Below are 16,019 nucleotides of genomic sequence, written 5' to 3' on the forward strand. Positions count from 1 at the left end.
AATGCCAAATTCGGCTGATGCTTCAGGCGTTGCCGGCCTCGTAGGCCTGCCTTGCCATGCGGATGGCGCCGTGATGCGTTTCGGCCCATTCGATGAGGATGCCGAGCGGGCTGAGCAGCGACCGGCCAAGCGGCGTCAGCTTGTATTCGACGCTCGGCGGCACCGTCGCAAACACGGTCCGGTCAACAAGCCCGTCGCGCTGCAAATCCTTCAGCGTCTGTGTCAGCATGCGCTGCGAGATGTCGGGGATCGAGCGCCTGAGCTCGCCGAACCGGTGCGGCTTGTCGCCGAGAAGCCCGATGATCAGCGTGCTCCATTTGTCGCCGAGCTGGCCGAGCACATCGCGCACCGGGCAATTGCCGGCGTCGAATTCCTCGAACCGCGACCGGATGTCGCCCACCTTCTGCGCTTCACTCATCGGTGGTTACCTTTCTGTGCCTAGGGGGCTGAATACTGCCTACTTTACAGGCTAACATGCACATTGTAGCCCTGGTTACTGAAAGAGACAATAGGTCGCGAATGCATCTGTTGTCATCTTCGTGGGGTAGACCACCCTTCGCCAGCAGACCATGCCACACGTCCAGGAAAGGATGAAACCATGTCCGACACGCTTCTCGTTACCGGCGCTTCCGGCCAGTTCGGCCGCCTCGTCATCAAGCACCTTCTCGAAACCCAGAAGGTTGCCCCGGGTTCCATCATCGCCGCCAGCCGCGATCCGTCCAAGCTCGCCGACATTGCCGCCAAGGGCGTGAAGACGGTCGCCGCCGATTTCGACGATGCCGCTTCGCTTGAAAAGGCCTTTGCCGGCGTCAACCGCGTTCTCATCGTTTCGACCGATGCGCTGGACGGCACCGATCGTCGCCTGCGCCAGCACACGGCCGCCGTTGCCGCCGCCAAGGCCGCCGGCGTTGCCCACGTCGTCTACACGTCGATGCCGCTGCCGGAAGAATCGCTGGTCACGTTCGCCCCCGACCACCTCGGCACCGAAAACGCCATCAAGGCCTCGGGCCTGAGCTTCACGATCCTGCGCAACAGCTGGTACATGGAAAACCTCTTCGCCTCGATCCCGAACGCGCTGAAGTCCGGCCAGTGGTACACCGCTGCCGGCCAGGGCAAGACGGCCTATGTGACGCGCGAAGACCTCGCACGCACGGCGGCTGCCGCCCTTGCTTCCTCCGACACGTCCAGCAACACCTACACGCTGACCGGCGTCGAGGCGCTGACCAACGAGGAGATCGCAAAGCTCGCGTCCGAGATCATCGGCAAGCCGATCCAGGTCGTCCATGTTCCGGACGAAGGCCTGCTGCAGGGCATGATCGCCGCCGGCGTGCCGGAATTCGTCGCTCCGACCTACCTCTCCTTCGACACCAACACCCGCGCCGGCAAGCTGGCAACGGTGACGGGCGATATCGAGAAGCTGACCGGCAAGGCCCCGATCACGCTCAAGGCCTTCTTCGAAGCCACCAAGGACGCGTTCCTGGCGGCCTGAAGCAATTCCAGGAAAAGTGTGAAACGGTTTTCCGTCCGGAATTGCGCAAGCCAGGAAGCAATTCCAGGAAAAGTGCGAAGCGGTTTTCCTTCCGGAATTGCGCTAACATGAAACGATGGGGCGGGATCGCCCCATCGGCCGGTTTCAGTCTCACGCAAGCCGCTGTTCCTAAGAGTGAGGGACAGCGGATGGGTGGCATGAACACGGAAGATGAAGTCGGAGAGGTCCTTCAGGCCTTCAGCGCGGGTGACTGGCGACTGTGTCTGACCCGTGCCGCGCCCTTTCTGACATCCGGCGACGCGCCGGCACCCGTCCTTCTTGCCGCCGCGCAGTCCTATTCCCGCCTCGGTCACATGCCGGAGGCCGCCTATTTCTATGAAATGGCGGCAGAGCTGATGTCGGCGGAGGCGCCGCTTCTGCTGACGCTCGCCGCCCGCATTCGCCTTCAGCTCTTCGAGGAAAGCAAGGCCCTGTCGCTGATCCGCCGGGTGCAGGCACTCGGCCCCCTCAATGTCGAGGCGCTGTCGACGCTGCGCAAGATCCTGCGGCCGCGTCTGGCGCTCTCGGAACTGGCCCGGCTCGACGCGCAGGTTCATCGCGCCATGCTGGACGGCGAGGCCTGGGCCTTCAACAATGAAGATCCGCTTTTCCATCTCATGTGGTGCGGCGACGAGCGGCTCAACGGTCTGGTGCGTCATATGCCGACCGGGCGGCCCTTTACGCCGGAGAGCCGCGCCGCCCGCCGCGCCCGCCCGCATCGCTTCGGCGAGAAGATTCGCATCGGCTATCTCACCAACGACGTGTCCGACCAGCACCCGACGATGATCCTCTTTCAGGGCGTGCTTGCCGCGCACGATCCGGAGCGCTTCGAGATCACGCTCTTCTGCTACACGGACGAAGACCTGACGGAGACCGATCTCGAGTTTCGTCAGCGCTACCCCAATCTCGTCGTCATCCGCGATCTCGACGATGACGCGGCGGCCGAGCTGATCCGCGCCCGCGGCATCGACATCCTCGTTGACATGAAGGGCCATACGCGCGGCTCCCGGATCGATCTCGTCAACAGGGGGCTCGCACCCGTTCAGGTCGCCTGGCTCGGCTTTCCCGGTACCTGCTACGGCATCGACTGCGACTACATCATCGGGGACCCCGTCGTCCTGTCTGATGGGTCCGAGCCGCATTTTCACGAGCTCTTCTGCCGCCTGCCCGAGACCTACCAGTGCAATGATGGCACAGGGCGGCCGCGGCCCGCGCCGCCGCCACGATCCTCGCTTGGTCTGCCGGAGGAGGGGGTGGTCTTCGGCTCGTTCAACAAGCCCGCCAAGATCACCGCGACTGTCGCAACCCTGTGGGCGAGGGTGCTCTCGGCCGTGCCGGGTTCCGTGCTCTGGATGCTGTGCCCGCCGGGACCGGCGCGGGAGAATTTCACCAGCCACATGCAGGGCCTCGGCATCGAAGCCTCGCGCATCATCTACATGCCCCGCGCCGACTATGCCGAGCACATGGCGCGCATGGCGGCGGCCGATATCGCGCTCGACACCTTCCCCTATAGCGGCCACACGACGACATCGGACTGTCTCTGGGCGGGCGTGCCGGTCGTGGCGCTCAAGGGGACGAACTTCGCCTCGCGGGTGTCGGAAAGCCTGCTCTCCGCTCTCGGTCTTGCCGAACTGGTGGCGGGCGACGAACACGCCTTTGTCGACATGGCCGTCATGATGGCCCGCAGCCCGCTGCGCCGGCGTGCGCTCAACGCCCGGATCGAGCAGAACCGATTGCGCATGCCGCTCTTCGACACGGAGCGCTTCACGCGCCATCTGGAAACGGCCTTCGAGATGATGGTGGAGCGCGCCGCGAGGGGCTTGCCGCCGAAAGCCTTCGACGTTCCGGCCCTGCCGCCGCGCACGGGACCGTTTGCCTGAGGGACAAAGAAAAACCCCGGCGCCATGGGCACCGGGGTTTTGAATTTCAGGACATGTCCTGCCGTCAGGCTTTCGTTCGTTTCTTGAACAGGCCCTTCAGATTGTCGAACAGCTCGACCTTCACGCCATGGCGTTTCATGATGATCGCCTGCTGGATGATCGACAGCGTGTTGTTCCATGCCCAGTAAATCACAAGACCGGCCGGGAAGGATGCGAGCATGAAGGTGAAGACCACCGGCATCCAGGTGAAGATCATCGCCTGCGCCGGGTCCGGCGGGGTCGGGTTCATGCGCATCTGCAGGAACATGGTGACGCCCATGATCAGCGGCCAGACGCCAAGATGCACGATGGTCGGCGCATCGAACGGCAGCAGGCCGAACAGGTTGACGATCGAGGTCGGGTCCGGCGCGGACAGGTCCTTGATCCAGCCGAAGAATGGCGCCTGGCGCATTTCGATCGTGACGTAGATCACCTTGTAGAGCGAGAAGAAGACCGGGATCTGCAGCAGGACCGGCCAGCAGCCCGCCACCGGATTGATCTTTTCTTCCTTGTAGAGCTGCATGGTGGCCTGCTGGAGGGCCATGCGGTCCTCGCCATGCTTGGCCTTCAGCTCTTCCATCTTCGGCTGGATCTTCTTCATGTTGGCCATCGAGGCATATTGCTTCGAGGCGAGCGGGAAGAAGAGCGCCTTGATGACGATGGTCGTCGCAAGGATTGCCAGGCCGAAATTGCCGAAATAGCGGAAGAAGAAGTCCATCAGCGCGAACATCGGCTTGGTGAAGAAGTAGAACCAGCCCCAGTCGATCAGAAGGTCGAAGCGCGGGACGTCATAGCCCTTTTCCACCGTCTTGGTGCCGATCAGGCCGTTCGTCAGCTTGCCGAACCAGGAATCGTCCTTGGCATAGCCGTCGACGACCGGAACTTCCTTGGCGCCTGCGAAGACGAGGTTCTTCAGTTCCTTCGTCTCACCCGGCGCCAGCGAAACGCCCGTACCCTTGTAGTCCGCCTGGAAGCGCGGCGTGCCGTCTTCGAAATGCGTGAAGCGGGGTTCGTATTCGAGGGACTGCGGCGGGATGATCGTGGTGGCCCAGTACTTGTCGGTCATGCCGAGCCAGCCGGTCGAGGTCCGGTCATAGGTCAGCGGCTTGTCCTTGGAGGCCTTGTACTTTTCTTCCACCAGACCGTTCGAGCCGAGCCAGCCGATGAAGCCTTCATGCAGGACATAGGTCGAGGGCTCGAGTGGTTCCTTGTAGCGCGTCACGCGGCCATAGCCGGCAATCGACGCAGCCTGCTGGCCGCCGTTCGTCACCTTGTCGGTGATCGTGAACATGTAGTTCTGGTCGACCGAGATGGTGCGGGCAAAGGTCAGGCCTTCGGGGCTCGTGTAGGTCAGCGTCACGGGTGTCGCCGGCGTCAGCTTGGCATTCGCATCGGCCTTCCATTCGGTGGCAGGGCCGGGAAGCGCCGTGCCGCCAATATAGCCAAGCTCGACGAAGTAGCCGTCAGCCGTTTCGGCCGGGTTGAGCAGCGTGATGTTCGGGCTGTCCTTGGCGACCGTCTCACGATACTTCTTCAGCTTGAGGTCGTCGAAGCGGGCGCCGCGCAGATTGATCGAGCCTGACATGTCGGGCGTGTCGATGGCGACGCGGCCGCTTGTGGCAAGCGCTGCATCGCGGCTGACCGCACCGGCGGTCGTGCCGGCCGGGGGCACGGCGCCGCTCGGCGTGGCGGCAGGCGCTGCCCCGTTGGTGCCGGCGGCCGGCTGGTTCGCGACGTCCTGGGCGGTCTGCTTGGCGAGATCGGCCTGGCGCTGGGCTTCCATGCGCGGACCCATGTAGAAATACTGCCAGCCGAACAGGATCAGGACCGAAAGCACGATCGCGACGATATAGTTGCGGTTATTTTCCATCAGATTTTCCCGAGCTGGCCGGTCGCGGCCGCTTCTTGATGTCAGTGCCGGCGATGCGCGCCGACATGGCCTGGGTCAGCCGCTCGAAAGGAGCGGAAAGCATATCCCGATGCGCGACGATGACATAGTCGTGCCCGGGTTTCATTGCAAATTGTGCGGAGAGCCGAACAACCTCTTTGAGCCTGCGGCGCATGCGGTTGCGTTCGACGGCGTTACCCTGCCGGGTCGTCACCGTGAAGCCCACGCGCGGCGGCTCTTCAGGCGCGTTGCGATCCAGAACCTCGACGATGAAGAACTGGCCCTTGCGACGCTCGCCCTCGCGGACACGCAAAAACTGGGGCCGGCTTTTCAGCCGCCCCGCAGGTTTTTTGACTTGAATTGAGGCGTCCTGCCCGTGCTTTTCCATCGGGCGGGACCGCTTGTCAGGCCGACAGGCGCTTGCGGCCGCGGTTGCGGCGAGCTGCAAGAACCTTCTGACCGCCGGCGGTAGCCATGCGGGAACGGAAGCCGTGACGACGCTTGCGAACAAGCTTGGACGGTTGGAATGTACGCTTCGTAGACATTTATTTTAATACCGCGGTGTGCGGCCCTTCTTGAATTTGCAAGTGTTTGCAAGGAGCGTTTCGCCTGGAAAGAGGGCGTCAAGCGCCATTCTTCCATCGACGTGGCGGCTTATTGATATAAATCCGCCCGAAAGTCAATTCCCGCAGGCATTCCGCCGCAAATTGTGGGCCTGACAGAGCCATATTGCAAATGGCGTCGATATCCCCTGCCTTTTGGGGGTAATCCTAAGGATAGCAAATTAAGTATTTACTAACCGAGAGACGCATAATCTCGCGCGATATTGATGGCCCGCGCGTAATCTGGGCTTCTTAGGTGGAGAGAGCAAGGTGAAGATCAAGGTTAGAATCCTGTCGCTGGTGGCGATCATGAGCGTTGTTGCGTTCATGCTGGGCGGCGTCGGCATTTTCGTCGTCGAGAAATACAATGATCGGCTCTCCGAATTCCAGAATGTCTCCGAACGCGCCTATCTCGGCGAAAAGCTGAACCGTCTCGTCACCGCTGTCGTCATGGAGGCGCGCGGCATTTACGCAGCGCCGGACACCGAAAAGGCCAAGCAGTTTGCAGACGGCCTGACCAAGCGTCTCGCCGAGATCGACACCGTGATCGTCGAGTGGCGGCCGCTGGTCTCGGTTGAGCAGACCCAGGTCTTCGAGGCGATGGCGGCACGCGCCAAGGAATTCCATCAGTTCCGTGCCGAGACTGCACGCCTTGGCGTGGAGGTATCTCCGGCCGAGGCCAACAAGCAGGGCAACAACGACGCCAACCGCGCCAACCGCAAGGCATTCCAGGCCGAGATCGACAAGATCGTCGGTGTCGACCGCGCGGTGCTCGACGACATTACCGATCAGGTCGCGAGCTTCCGCACGCTCATGCTGACCATCGTGGCGGCAATGGCGGTCGGCGGCATTTCCGTCGGTCTCGTGATCGCCTTCGTCATCGCAAAGCGCTCGCTGGCAGATCCGATCCTGACGCTGACGGAGCAGATGACCGACATGGCGGCCGGCAACTACGACCGCAACGTCGCCTTCGTGTGCCGCGCCGATGAAATTGGCGACATGGCCCGCGCCGTCGAGGTCTTCCGCCAGAACGGCCTCTCCATGCGCGAGCTCAACTTCTCCAAGGAAGAAGAGCGCGTCAACGTCTCGCGCCTGCAGGCAGCCATCACCGAAGCCACGGCGCAGGCCGCAGCCGGTGACTTCAGCGGCCGCATCTCGGGCGATTTCGGCCACCCGGAACTCAACCGTCTTGCCGAAAACGTCAATCGCCTCGTCGAAAACGTCGATCGCGGTCTCAGCGAAGCGGGTGGGGCCGTGGCCCTTCTCGCCGAAGGCGACCTGACCCGTCGCATGTCCGGTCAGTTCGAAGGCGCCTTCGCAGCGCTGCAAAGGAACGTCAACGCCACCTTCGATGCGCTCTCCGGCATGATCGGCAATGTGCGCGGCAGCTCCGTCAGCATGGATGACAGCACCCGCGAACTGCGCTCGGCCACCGACGACCTGTCGCGCCGCACCGAGCAGCAGGCCGCCGCGCTGGAAGAAACATCCGCCGCGCTGGACGAGATCACCGCCGTGGTCAAGCAGTCGTCGCAGCGTGCCCAGGAAGCAAGCCGCATGGTTGGCGAAGCGACGTCCGACGCCGCCCATTCCGCCGTCATCGTTCGCGACGCCGTCGATGCCATGGGCCGCATCGAGCAGGCCTCGAGCGAGATCAGCCAGATCATCAACGTGATCGACGAGATCGCCTTCCAGACCAACCTTCTGGCGCTGAATGCCGGCGTCGAGGCCGCACGCGCCGGCGATGCCGGCAAGGGCTTCGCCGTCGTCGCACAGGAAGTGCGCGAACTGGCGCAGCGCTCGGCGCATGCCGCCAAGGACATCAAGGCCCTGATCACCAAGTCGGGCGAAGAAGTCGGCGCCGGTGTCAAGCTCGTCCACAAGACCGGCGAGGCGCTGGAAAAGATCGAGCGCCAGGTCAGCGACATCAACGCCCACATCCAGTCGATCGCGACCGCCGCGCAGGAACAGTCTGCCGGCCTCGCTGAGGTCAACACCGCCGTCAACCAGATGGACCAGGTGACGCAGAAGAATGCCGCGATGGTCGAAGAGACCTCGGCCGCCACCCACAAGCTGTCGCAGGATGCCGCAAGCCTTGCCGACATGATCTCCTGGTTCCGGCTTTCGGAACAGGCCGCTCTCGCCGACCGCAAGCCAGTCGCGCGTCCTGCCGCCGCTGCCCGCCCGGCAGCTCCGGTGACGCGCAGCCAGCCGGCCGCCACGCATGCGCCACGCCCGCTCAAGGTCGCCGGTGGTGGCAGCAGCCAGGGCTGGGAAGAATTCTGAACCACCGCCTCCCAAGCGGACATGGAAGACGCCCGGCCCGTTTGCCGGGCGTTTTCAATTGCAGTGGCGTAAGAAAAACAAGCCGCTATAATGCGCAAGAGCCGGGCCTGGCGCTGCCCGAGGAAGAGGCGGGCAAACGTGCGGGACGGCAGGCAGGACACGACAGCGGCTGCGGCTCACGAGGCGAAGGTTCGTCTCTGGCGCGGGCTGTCGGGCCGGCTGCTTCTGCTCACCTTCGTTTTCGTCACACTGGCCGAAATCCTGATCTTCCTGCCGGCAATCGCCAACATGCGCCTCAACTGGCTGTCCGACCGGCTGAACACGGCGGCGGCCGCATCCGTGGTGGTGGACGGGCTGAAGGACGTCGTCCTGCCAAAGCCGGTGCGCGACGACACGTTGATGGCCACCGACACCAAGGCGATCGTGCTGACCAAGGACGGCATGCGCCATCTCATCGCCGTCGCCGACATGCCGCCGACGGTGGATTATCAATACGATCTCGACAAGGTCTCGCTGCCGCGCGCCATCTATGACGCCTTTGACGAACTGCTCTTCGGGGGTGATCGGGTCATTCGCGTCTTCTGTCCGGTCAACAAGAGCACGATGAAGATCGAAGTGGTGATGGCCGATCGCAGCCTGCGCGCCGCCATGATCACCTATTCCCAGAATGTGCTCCTGATCTCGCTGGTGATCTCGCTGATTTCCGCCGGCCTCATCTTCATGGCGATCAACCGCATCATGATTCGCCCGATCCGCCGGCTGACCAACAGCATCGAGCGCTTCTCCGAGCAGCCTGAGGCCGCAGACAGCATTTTCGAGCCGGGCAAGGGGGGCGACGAGCTTGCCGTGGCCGGCCGCCATCTGCAGAAGATGCAGAAGGAACTGCAAAAGACGCTCCGCCAGCAGAAGAACCTCGCCGAGCTGGGCCTTGCCGTCTCCAAGATCAACCACGACATGCGCAATATCCTCGCCTCCGCCCAGCTGATCTCCGACCGCCTCGGCGATACGGAAGACCCGATGGTCAAGCGTCTGGCGCCCAAGCTGGTTCGCACCATCGACCGGGCGGTGAGCTATTCGGACAGCGTGCTCTCCTTCGGCAAGGCGAGCGAGGCCGAGCCCAAGCGCCGTCTGCTGCGCCTGAAGGCGGTGGTGCAGGATGTCTGCGATGTCCTGACCGGCGTCGGTGCGGAAAGCGGCATCGAATTCGACATCCGCGTTCCCGACGACCTGACGGTCGATGCCGACCCGGACCAGCTCTTCCGCGTCATCCACAATCTGACGCGCAACGCCGTCCAGGCGCTGATGAACGAGCCGGAAGATGAAGCCGTGATCAGGCGGGTGACGGTGTCGGCCTATCGCACCGGCAGCGTCGTTTCGATCTCGGTGGACGATACCGGCCCCGGCATGCCGCAGAAGGCGCGCGAAAACCTCTTCAAGGCCTTCCGTGGCTCGGTCCGCTCCGGCGGCACGGGGCTTGGGCTGGCGATCGCCCGCGAGCTGGTTCTCGCCCATGGCGGCACCATTGCGCTCGTTGAAAAGGCCCAGCCCGGCACACAGTTCCGCATCGAGATCCCGGACCGCCCGATTGCCATCGACGGCTTCCGCCGCCAGCCGTCGCAGACCTCGCCCAATCCGTCCTCCGGATCGTAAATCGTCCGCGACACAAATTTTTTTCCGAATCCCGCTTGCATTCCGGAAAGCAACCCTTTAGGAGAGCCCCACACCGGCGCTTCTACAGAAGCCCCGCCGGGACACGCACCCGTAGCTCAGCTGGATAGAGCACCAGACTACGAATCTGGGGGTCAGGAGTTCGAATCTCTTCGGGTGCGCCATTATTTTTCCAAATCTCTTATGATGTAAGAAGAAGCGCTTTGGTCGACATTGCGCTGCAGACGATTTGTGTTTCTGCCTGAAGCTCGGCGCTTCCCTGTCTGCTGCCTCTCCTGTGCACGTTCCCGCTCATTTCTCTTGCCTGATGCTCCATGCTGTTGCCAACTATGCCCTGGTCGGATTCTCGACCGGCAAAAATGGGCGCAGGAGAGTTTGATATGAGCAAGAGAGGGAAACGTCTGGTTCTTGGCCTTCTTGCAGCATCTCTGGTGACGCCCCTTCCTTCGATATCGGCTGAACGTCGCGGTCTCCTTGAGCGCCTGCGCGAGGCGCGGGCAGAGCGCATGCAGGAAAAGACTGCCGGCGCGACGACGCAGACCCTGCGAGTCGGCGGGCTGGAGCGCGAGTATCTGCTGCTGGATGATAGCCGCGGCAAGGGGCCTGTGCCGCTGCTGATCGTGTTGCATGGCGGCGGCGGCGGCCCTCGCACAATCGTTCCGCGCTGGGAAGCGCAGGCACGAGCAGCCGGGATCGTCATTGCCGCGCCAAAGGGCATCGGCCGCAACGCCCGCTCGGGCACCTGGAACGCCGGAGGCTGCTGCGGCGAGGCGTCCGCGCAAGGCGTGGACGATGTCGCCTTTGTCGCTGCCGTCATCGATGATGCGACGAAACGGACCGCGATCGATCCGAAACGGATCTACGTCACCGGATTTTCCAACGGCGGCATGCTCACACATCGCGTCGCCATCGCGCTTGGCAATCGGATTGCGGCGGCTGCGGTCGTCTCAGGCGCGCTCTTCGGCAACGAGGCGGCACCCCGCGCGCCCGTGCCGATGCTGATCATCCATGGCGAACAGGACCCGGTTGTCGGCTTCAACGGAGGCGTGAGCGGCACGCGCTTCGTCGCCAGAGCGCAGGCACTGCCGTTCCAGTCTGTGCGCTACGCTGTCGACTTCTGGCGCAAGGCCAATGGCTGCGGGCAACCCGCCGACATCACGCGGCGACCGGACGTGTCGATCGAGAAAAGCATCTGCAAGGGCAATGCCGACGTTGTCCTTTACGACCTCAGGCAGGGCGGCCACAGCTGGCCGGGCGCGAACGTCACCCACGACGCCGGCAGCGCCGACCCCATCGATGCGACCAGCGTCATCTGGAATTTCTTCAAGGCCCATTCGCTGTAACCGGACGCTACTCCCACTTCGCCGCCGCCTTCTTCGGGCTCACCCAGTAGAACCCGTTGGCGGGCACCTTCTGCCAGTCGTCGGCCTCGCCATTCGGCCAGATGACGCGGAATGCGACATCGGTGTCCTTGCCGACGCCGAAATGGTGCCAGCCGAGCGAGCCGCCGGCATGTCCGCCGCCGATGGTGACCTCGCGGCGCAGGATATGTTCGTCGTGCTTCACCTCGATCCACGCGCCGATGCCGTCGCGGTTTCCGCCGTCGCCCTTCAGGCCGATCTCGATGAAATGTCCGGCATCGGGGGTGACGTTGCGCCAGACCTGCGCGGGCTTCCAGCGGTTGGTGACGACGAGATCGACGAGACCGTCGAGGTTGAAGTCGACGAGGGCTGCCCCGCGCGAGACATTCATGCTGGCAACGCCAGCCTCAAGCCCCATTTCGACGAAATTGCCCCTGGCATTCTGGACGAGCAGGTTGTTGGGGTCGAGCTTGGCGAAGTCCGGCATTTCGGCGACATTGCCCTTGGCGATGAAGAGGTCGACCAGCCCGTCATTGTTGACGTCCTGGAAATCCGTGTGCCAGGCGGTAGAAGGATGCCAGTCGCCGCCGGTATAGGGCCGGTGCGCGGTCACCCCCTTGGCAAAGGCAATGTCCTTGTAGGCCGCCGGCGCCTTGCCGTCCTTCGGGATGGTCTGAAGCGTCTGCAGCTTGTTGTCGGCCATGCTGGTGAGGAAATATTCCGGATAGCCGTCGAAATCGAGGTCGTAGCTGGCAATGCCCATGCCCCAGATGCGCAGGTATTTCCAGCCTTCCTCCTCGCTGTAGAGCACCGGCGCCTTGCCGGGATCGACATGCCACATCTGCTCGCGCCCGCCCTTGTAATATTCGCGGTCGTTGGAAACGCGCAGCGACGGCGTGCCGGAACGGTTCCAGTCGGTGAAGAGCATGGACAGCGCGCAATAGCTCGGCGTCAGCGGCAGCGGATTGGCGAATTTGCGCTGCGGCGTCGCAGTCTCCGGCCGATGCAGCCAGTTGTCGGTGCAGGAGCCCCAGGGCTCCATGTCGGCCTCCGGGTCGATATAATTGCCGATGGCGATCGTCGGCCAGGTGTTGCCGCGCTCCCAGGTCGCGGCCATCGCGGCAGACCAGGCTTTGCCGCCATCGAAATTCCAGGTCTCGTTGGCGCGCTCGAACTGGCATTTGCCCTTGCCGCGCATGACGATGTTCTCGCCGAGGCGGAGCAGGATGATATCCTTGATTCCGTCGCCGTCGATATCGATGGCATAGGAGCCAAGCAGCTTGTCGATCTCGAGCCCGGACGTCTTCGCCTTGAAGCGGATCGCGCCGCCCTTCTTGCTCTCGTTGTGATAGAAGACCGACTTGCCCGATCCGCCCGGCAGCAGCATGTCGGGGAATCGGTCATCGTCACAGTCGAAGGTGGAGACGCCGCCGCCGACCATGAATTCCCAATCGCCATTATAGACGGTATCGACGCCGCTCTCGGCCGCCTGCTCCTCCTGAAAGATCGGCGTGAGAGGGCGCGGCACCGGCGCATCCTCCGAAAGGACCGCCGTGGGCGAGAGGAGAAGGGCGAGACAAAGCCCGCCGGACCGGATTGCCTTCTGCATCACCGGCCTCACTTCTTCGTCTTCAAGGCGTTGACATAGTTGGCTATGCAGTCGCCCTGGGTGAGCCCGCGTTCGATCGCCGGGCGGAAATGAATGCCGCCATAGAGACGTGAGATCGCAGCCTCTTCCGCCGCCGCGCGGAAGTTGGCGAAGTGGCGCGGCTTGATCCCGTCGGCGGCATGGGTGGAATCGTCAAAGGCGAGCTTGTCGCCAAAGATATGCGTCATCGTGGCGGCGGCCGCCCCCGATTGCGTGCTGTGGCCGCTCGGATATTCCGGAAATGGCGGGGTGATCAGCAGGGCATCCCATTTCGGATCGATCACCTTCTTGATGTAGGTGATCGGGCGGATGAGGTCGAAGACGAATTTCGTATCCCAGCAGCCGATGAAGGCATCCGAAAGCGCCACGCCGAGCCGCGCCAGCGTATCCACGGTCGTCGGCAGATCGGCCTTCTCCTGGTCAAGCACGATGAGCGCGATATTGATCCAGTGGCCGGGCGGCGTCGGCGACAGCATCGGATCGTCCGACCAGAAGCGCGCAATCGTCCGCTGCTCATCCGTCAGCGTCTTCACCGTCGTGTAGACCTCGTTGGCATCCTTGTAGAAGGCCGATTCCGGCTTTTCGCTATAGTCCGGCGGCTCGGGCAGGCGGCAGGACGAGCCCGTTGGCATGGCAAAGGGGCGCACCTTGCCCCAGTCGGGCAGGAGCGGCGCCTGCTGCTGGCGTATCAGGCTTGTCGGCACCCAATGGCCCGGTTTGTCGGAAAGCTTGTATTCGAGCGGAAAGCCCATGTTCTCGACGCTCGCGCCGCCATCGGTCGCGGACCAGTCGAAGACCGCCTGCGAGAGCTTCTGGCCGTAGTCGCGGCTGCGGGCGATCACATCGGGCGTAAGGCCGGCCGAAACCTTCTCATCCATCTTCGCGGCCATCTTCTTCATCACATGCTGGCCGGTCGGGCCGGTGCGGTCGAAGAAGTGCGTGACGGACATTTCCATCACGGTGTTGAGGATCACCGCGTCATCATAGGTCGCGCCCTTTTCGCGCGCGGGCAGCGCCTTGAGACCGTTCAGCTGGCCGGCAAGGCTCTGCAGGTTGTCAGATCCGCTGGCGACCGCCTCATAGGCGCTCACACCGATATAGCCGAAGGAGCGGGCAGCGACCGGCGGGGAGTAGTTGGACGTATGGCGGACAAGCTCCAGGATCAGCTTGTACCAGCCCGTCACCACCTCCTGCGGCGGGGTTGCGGCGGCCTGCGCGGGCGCAGCGGCCAGGGACAAGAGACACGAACACGCAAAAACGAGGCCGATAACGGCCCTTCTGATCACGACAGACATTTTTCCTCCCCAAGCCCGATGCCTGGTCCCGGCGGCACTATCGTTCAACATCGCCCCGATGTCCATAAGGGCTTGAGCATACACGCGAAGATGGCGTTGAGGCGTCTAGAGCCCGCCGGCGCGGCTCCTGAAGCGGGCCGGCGGCTCGGTGTGGAAGCCGTTCCAGACGCGGCGCATGTGGCGTGCCGAGGAGAAGCCCGTGCGGGCGGCAATGTCCTCCACCGCGAGGTCAGATCCGCTGAGCATCTCGGCGGCCAGATTGACCCGGATCATGTTGACATAGTCGGTCGCCGCCATGCCGGCATGCTCGCGAAAGAGCCGCGACAGATGCCGCTCGCTCAGATGGGCGATCCGCCCCAGCCGCGCCAGCGACCACTCGGCGGCCGGCTCCGCCATGATCGCGTCCTGCGCCCGATGAATGCCGGGATGAACATGGTTGCGCCCGGTCAGCCACGGCGACAGCTGCGGATCGCTGCCGCTGCGGCGCATGTAGACGACCATCTGCCTTGCGATCGCCAGCGCAGTCGCCGGCGAGATCAGCTGGCTGACGATATGCAGCGCGAGATCGATCCCGGTCGAAATGCCGGCGCTGGAGAGGCGGTCCCGGTCCTCGACAAACAGCCGGTTGTCGAGCGGCTGCGAAAGCGGTGCACGTGCGGTGAGTTCCGCCATGCAGGCGGCATGCGTGGTGCAGCGAAAGCCGTCGAAGAGACCGGCCTCTCCGGCCAGCAGCGCGCCGGAACAGATCGTCACCAGCGTCATGCCGGGCCGGAAGCTCTGGCTGAGCCAACGGACGATCCGGGCAAGCGCGTCGCGATTCCGTTCCCTCACCTCGGGCGCCGTGAGGCTGCCGGAGATGACGATCCATGCATTGTCGGGCAGGTTCTCCGGCAAGGCCATGAGGCCGGAAACGGTGAGACCGATCGACGTCGTCTGTTCCGGCGCTGCGGCGACATAAACATAGTCGAACTGCACTGCCGCCTGTTCGAGATTGGCCCGGCGGAACACTTCCATCGGGCCGGCAACGTCGAGCATTAGCGTGTCCGGCGGCAGAACCACGAACATCGGAATGCGTCGCATTTCACCGCCGGAAAGCGTGCTCATCAGGCGGCCTTCCTTACGGTGAGCCCGGCCAGCGCCTCATCGACGGTCACGATGCGGGCAAAACGGGTGGCGAGCACCAGTTCGGTCCGCTTGACGATGTCGGCCTGGCTGAAAACCGTGCCGTCGGCATGCTGCATCGGGAAGGTAAAGGTCGCCTCGCTGACGAAATCGACGCTCCAGCCGAGGTCGGAAGCATGCCGCGTCGTCGTCTCGCAGCACTGTTCGGTGCGGATGCCTGAGATGATCAGCCGGTTGATGCCGTTGCGCGTCAGCCAGATGTCGAGCCCGGTGCCGGCGAGCGCCGAATGCCGCTCCTTGTAGAACACCGCATCCGGCTTGATCGACAGGCCGTCGAGCGTCCGCACCAGCCCGCCCTCGCGGTCAAACGGCGAGCCGGCCCGCGTGTGGAAGATCTGGATGACAGGAATGCCGGCCGCCATTGCGCCGTCGATCAGCCGCTGCTGCTGCGCGAGATAGACCTCCAGCCCTTCGGCGTTCCAGTAGGGCATGTGGCGGAACGATTCCTGGACATCGATAACGATCAGGGCGGTGTCGACATGGGACATTTTCTGCTCCTTCATTGCAGTTGATAGCCGCATTCTAGGGCAGCGATCAAAGCAAAAAAGACAGGCAGAGGACGAAAAGAGGACAAATCCGGCCATCGTTGAAGAGGCATTTGGTGGCCTGTCAAGAAACCTTCACATGCGGCGCTCTCGACTCCCG

13 protein-coding genes and 1 tRNA gene are annotated in these 16,019 nt (G+C 63.4%); 6 read left to right on the forward strand and 8 right to left on the reverse strand.

Translation table 11 applies throughout. The annotated features are described in order from the left end of the window. Positions 1–22: 22 nt before the first annotated feature. Positions 23–418 carry a winged helix-turn-helix transcriptional regulator gene (locus LQK84_RS15900; RefSeq protein WP_230829710.1) on the reverse strand — a complete coding sequence of 132 codons (396 nt, stop codon included), beginning with the start codon at positions 416–418 and terminating at the stop codon, positions 23–25. A gap of 180 nt (positions 419–598) precedes the next feature. On the opposite strand from LQK84_RS15900, the gene LQK84_RS15905 reads away from it, so the two are divergent. Then, entirely contained in the window at positions 599–1,489 is an 891-nt protein-coding gene (locus tag LQK84_RS15905; protein WP_230829711.1) for an SDR family oxidoreductase, read from the forward strand. A 197-nt stretch (positions 1,490–1,686) separates the two neighbouring features. Next, entirely contained in the window at positions 1,687–3,408 is a 1,722-nt protein-coding gene (locus LQK84_RS15910; RefSeq protein WP_230829712.1) for an O-linked N-acetylglucosamine transferase, SPINDLY family protein, read from the forward strand. A gap of 64 nt (positions 3,409–3,472) precedes the next feature. Here LQK84_RS15910 and yidC read toward each other — a convergent pair whose 3' ends face one another. Genes yidC through rpmH form a run of 3 tightly spaced genes read right to left on the reverse strand, consistent with a single transcriptional unit; the run spans position 3,473 to position 5,880 of the window. Continuing rightward, positions 3,473–5,317, reverse strand: coding sequence for a membrane protein insertase YidC (gene yidC / locus LQK84_RS15915; protein WP_230829713.1), 1,845 nt, complete (start codon positions 5,315–5,317; stop codon positions 3,473–3,475). Beyond that, positions 5,307–5,723, reverse strand: a complete 417-nt coding sequence (gene rnpA, locus LQK84_RS15920; protein WP_230829714.1) for a ribonuclease P protein component — start codon at positions 5,721–5,723, stop codon at positions 5,307–5,309. Before rnpA ends, yidC begins: the two co-directional genes overlap by 11 nt. A 16-nt stretch (positions 5,724–5,739) precedes the next feature. Further along, positions 5,740–5,880 (reverse strand): 50S ribosomal protein L34, encoded by a 141-nt coding sequence (gene rpmH / locus LQK84_RS15925; protein WP_230829715.1) that lies wholly within the window; start codon positions 5,878–5,880, stop codon positions 5,740–5,742. 327 nt (positions 5,881–6,207) lie between these two features. Between rpmH and LQK84_RS15930 the strand changes: the two genes are divergently transcribed. The 4 genes from LQK84_RS15930 (at position 6,208) to LQK84_RS15945 (ending at position 11,231) form a co-directional block, all read left to right on the forward strand. Then, positions 6,208–8,220 carry a HAMP domain-containing methyl-accepting chemotaxis protein gene (locus LQK84_RS15930; protein WP_230829716.1) on the forward strand — a complete coding sequence of 671 codons (2,013 nt, stop codon included), beginning with the start codon at positions 6,208–6,210 and terminating at the stop codon, positions 8,218–8,220. A gap of 90 nt (positions 8,221–8,310) precedes the next feature. Beyond that, a complete protein-coding gene (locus LQK84_RS15935) occupies positions 8,311–9,870 on the forward strand; it encodes a sensor histidine kinase (RefSeq protein WP_442966970.1) in 1,560 nt (519 codons plus the stop codon). A 105-nt stretch (positions 9,871–9,975) separates the two neighbouring features. Continuing rightward, positions 9,976–10,052: transfer RNA gene (locus LQK84_RS15940), tRNA-Arg, on the forward strand. Between the two features lie 216 nt (positions 10,053–10,268). Further along, positions 10,269–11,231 carry an alpha/beta hydrolase family esterase gene (locus tag LQK84_RS15945; RefSeq protein WP_230829718.1) on the forward strand — a complete coding sequence of 321 codons (963 nt, stop codon included), beginning with the start codon at positions 10,269–10,271 and terminating at the stop codon, positions 11,229–11,231. 7 nt (positions 11,232–11,238) lie between these two features. Here the strand turns inward: LQK84_RS15945 and LQK84_RS15950 are convergent, their stop codons facing one another. From LQK84_RS15950 to LQK84_RS15965, 4 genes are all read right to left on the reverse strand, one after another. Further along, positions 11,239–12,858 (reverse strand): CRTAC1 family protein, encoded by a 1,620-nt coding sequence (locus tag LQK84_RS15950; protein ID WP_230829719.1) that lies wholly within the window; start codon positions 12,856–12,858, stop codon positions 11,239–11,241. Between the two features lie 8 nt (positions 12,859–12,866). Beyond that, positions 12,867–14,192, reverse strand: coding sequence for a vanadium-dependent haloperoxidase (locus LQK84_RS15955; protein WP_230829720.1), 1,326 nt, complete (start codon positions 14,190–14,192; stop codon positions 12,867–12,869). Positions 14,193–14,297: 105 nt separating this feature from the next. Continuing rightward, a complete protein-coding gene (locus LQK84_RS15960) occupies positions 14,298–15,296 on the reverse strand; it encodes a GlxA family transcriptional regulator (RefSeq protein WP_230829721.1) in 999 nt (332 codons plus the stop codon). Next, positions 15,296–15,862 (reverse strand): isochorismatase family protein, encoded by a 567-nt coding sequence (locus tag LQK84_RS15965; RefSeq protein ID WP_230829722.1) that lies wholly within the window; start codon positions 15,860–15,862, stop codon positions 15,296–15,298. The genes LQK84_RS15960 and LQK84_RS15965 overlap by 1 nt, the downstream gene beginning before the upstream one ends. Positions 15,863–16,019: the final 157 nt, after the last annotated feature.

The organism is Rhizobium sp. C4, assembly GCF_021026315.1.
Lineage (GTDB): Bacteria > Pseudomonadota > Alphaproteobacteria > Rhizobiales > Rhizobiaceae > Ensifer_A.

Coding starts and splice junctions, on each gene's coding strand:
- LQK84_RS15950 (WP_230829719.1), bottom strand. CDS start 12,858: ATGCAGAAGGCAATCCGGTCCGGCGGGCTTTGTCTCGCCCTTCTCCTC.
- LQK84_RS15955 (WP_230829720.1), bottom strand. CDS start 14,192: ATGTCTGTCGTGATCAGAAGGGCCGTTATCGGCCTCGTTTTTGCGTGT.
- rnpA (WP_230829714.1), bottom strand. CDS start 5,723: ATGGAAAAGCACGGGCAGGACGCCTCAATTCAAGTCAAAAAACCTGCG.
- rpmH (WP_230829715.1), bottom strand. CDS start 5,880: ATGTCTACGAAGCGTACATTCCAACCGTCCAAGCTTGTTCGCAAGCGT.
- LQK84_RS15900 (WP_230829710.1), bottom strand. CDS start 418: ATGAGTGAAGCGCAGAAGGTGGGCGACATCCGGTCGCGGTTCGAGGAA.
- LQK84_RS15935 (WP_442966970.1), top strand. CDS start 8,311: ATGCGCAAGAGCCGGGCCTGGCGCTGCCCGAGGAAGAGGCGGGCAAAC.
- LQK84_RS15960 (WP_230829721.1), bottom strand. CDS start 15,296: ATGAGCACGCTTTCCGGCGGTGAAATGCGACGCATTCCGATGTTCGTG.
- LQK84_RS15965 (WP_230829722.1), bottom strand. CDS start 15,862: ATGTCCCATGTCGACACCGCCCTGATCGTTATCGATGTCCAGGAATCG.
- LQK84_RS15945 (WP_230829718.1), top strand. CDS start 10,269: ATGAGCAAGAGAGGGAAACGTCTGGTTCTTGGCCTTCTTGCAGCATCT.
- LQK84_RS15910 (WP_230829712.1), top strand. CDS start 1,687: ATGAACACGGAAGATGAAGTCGGAGAGGTCCTTCAGGCCTTCAGCGCG.
- yidC (WP_230829713.1), bottom strand. CDS start 5,317: ATGGAAAATAACCGCAACTATATCGTCGCGATCGTGCTTTCGGTCCTG.
- LQK84_RS15905 (WP_230829711.1), top strand. CDS start 599: ATGTCCGACACGCTTCTCGTTACCGGCGCTTCCGGCCAGTTCGGCCGC.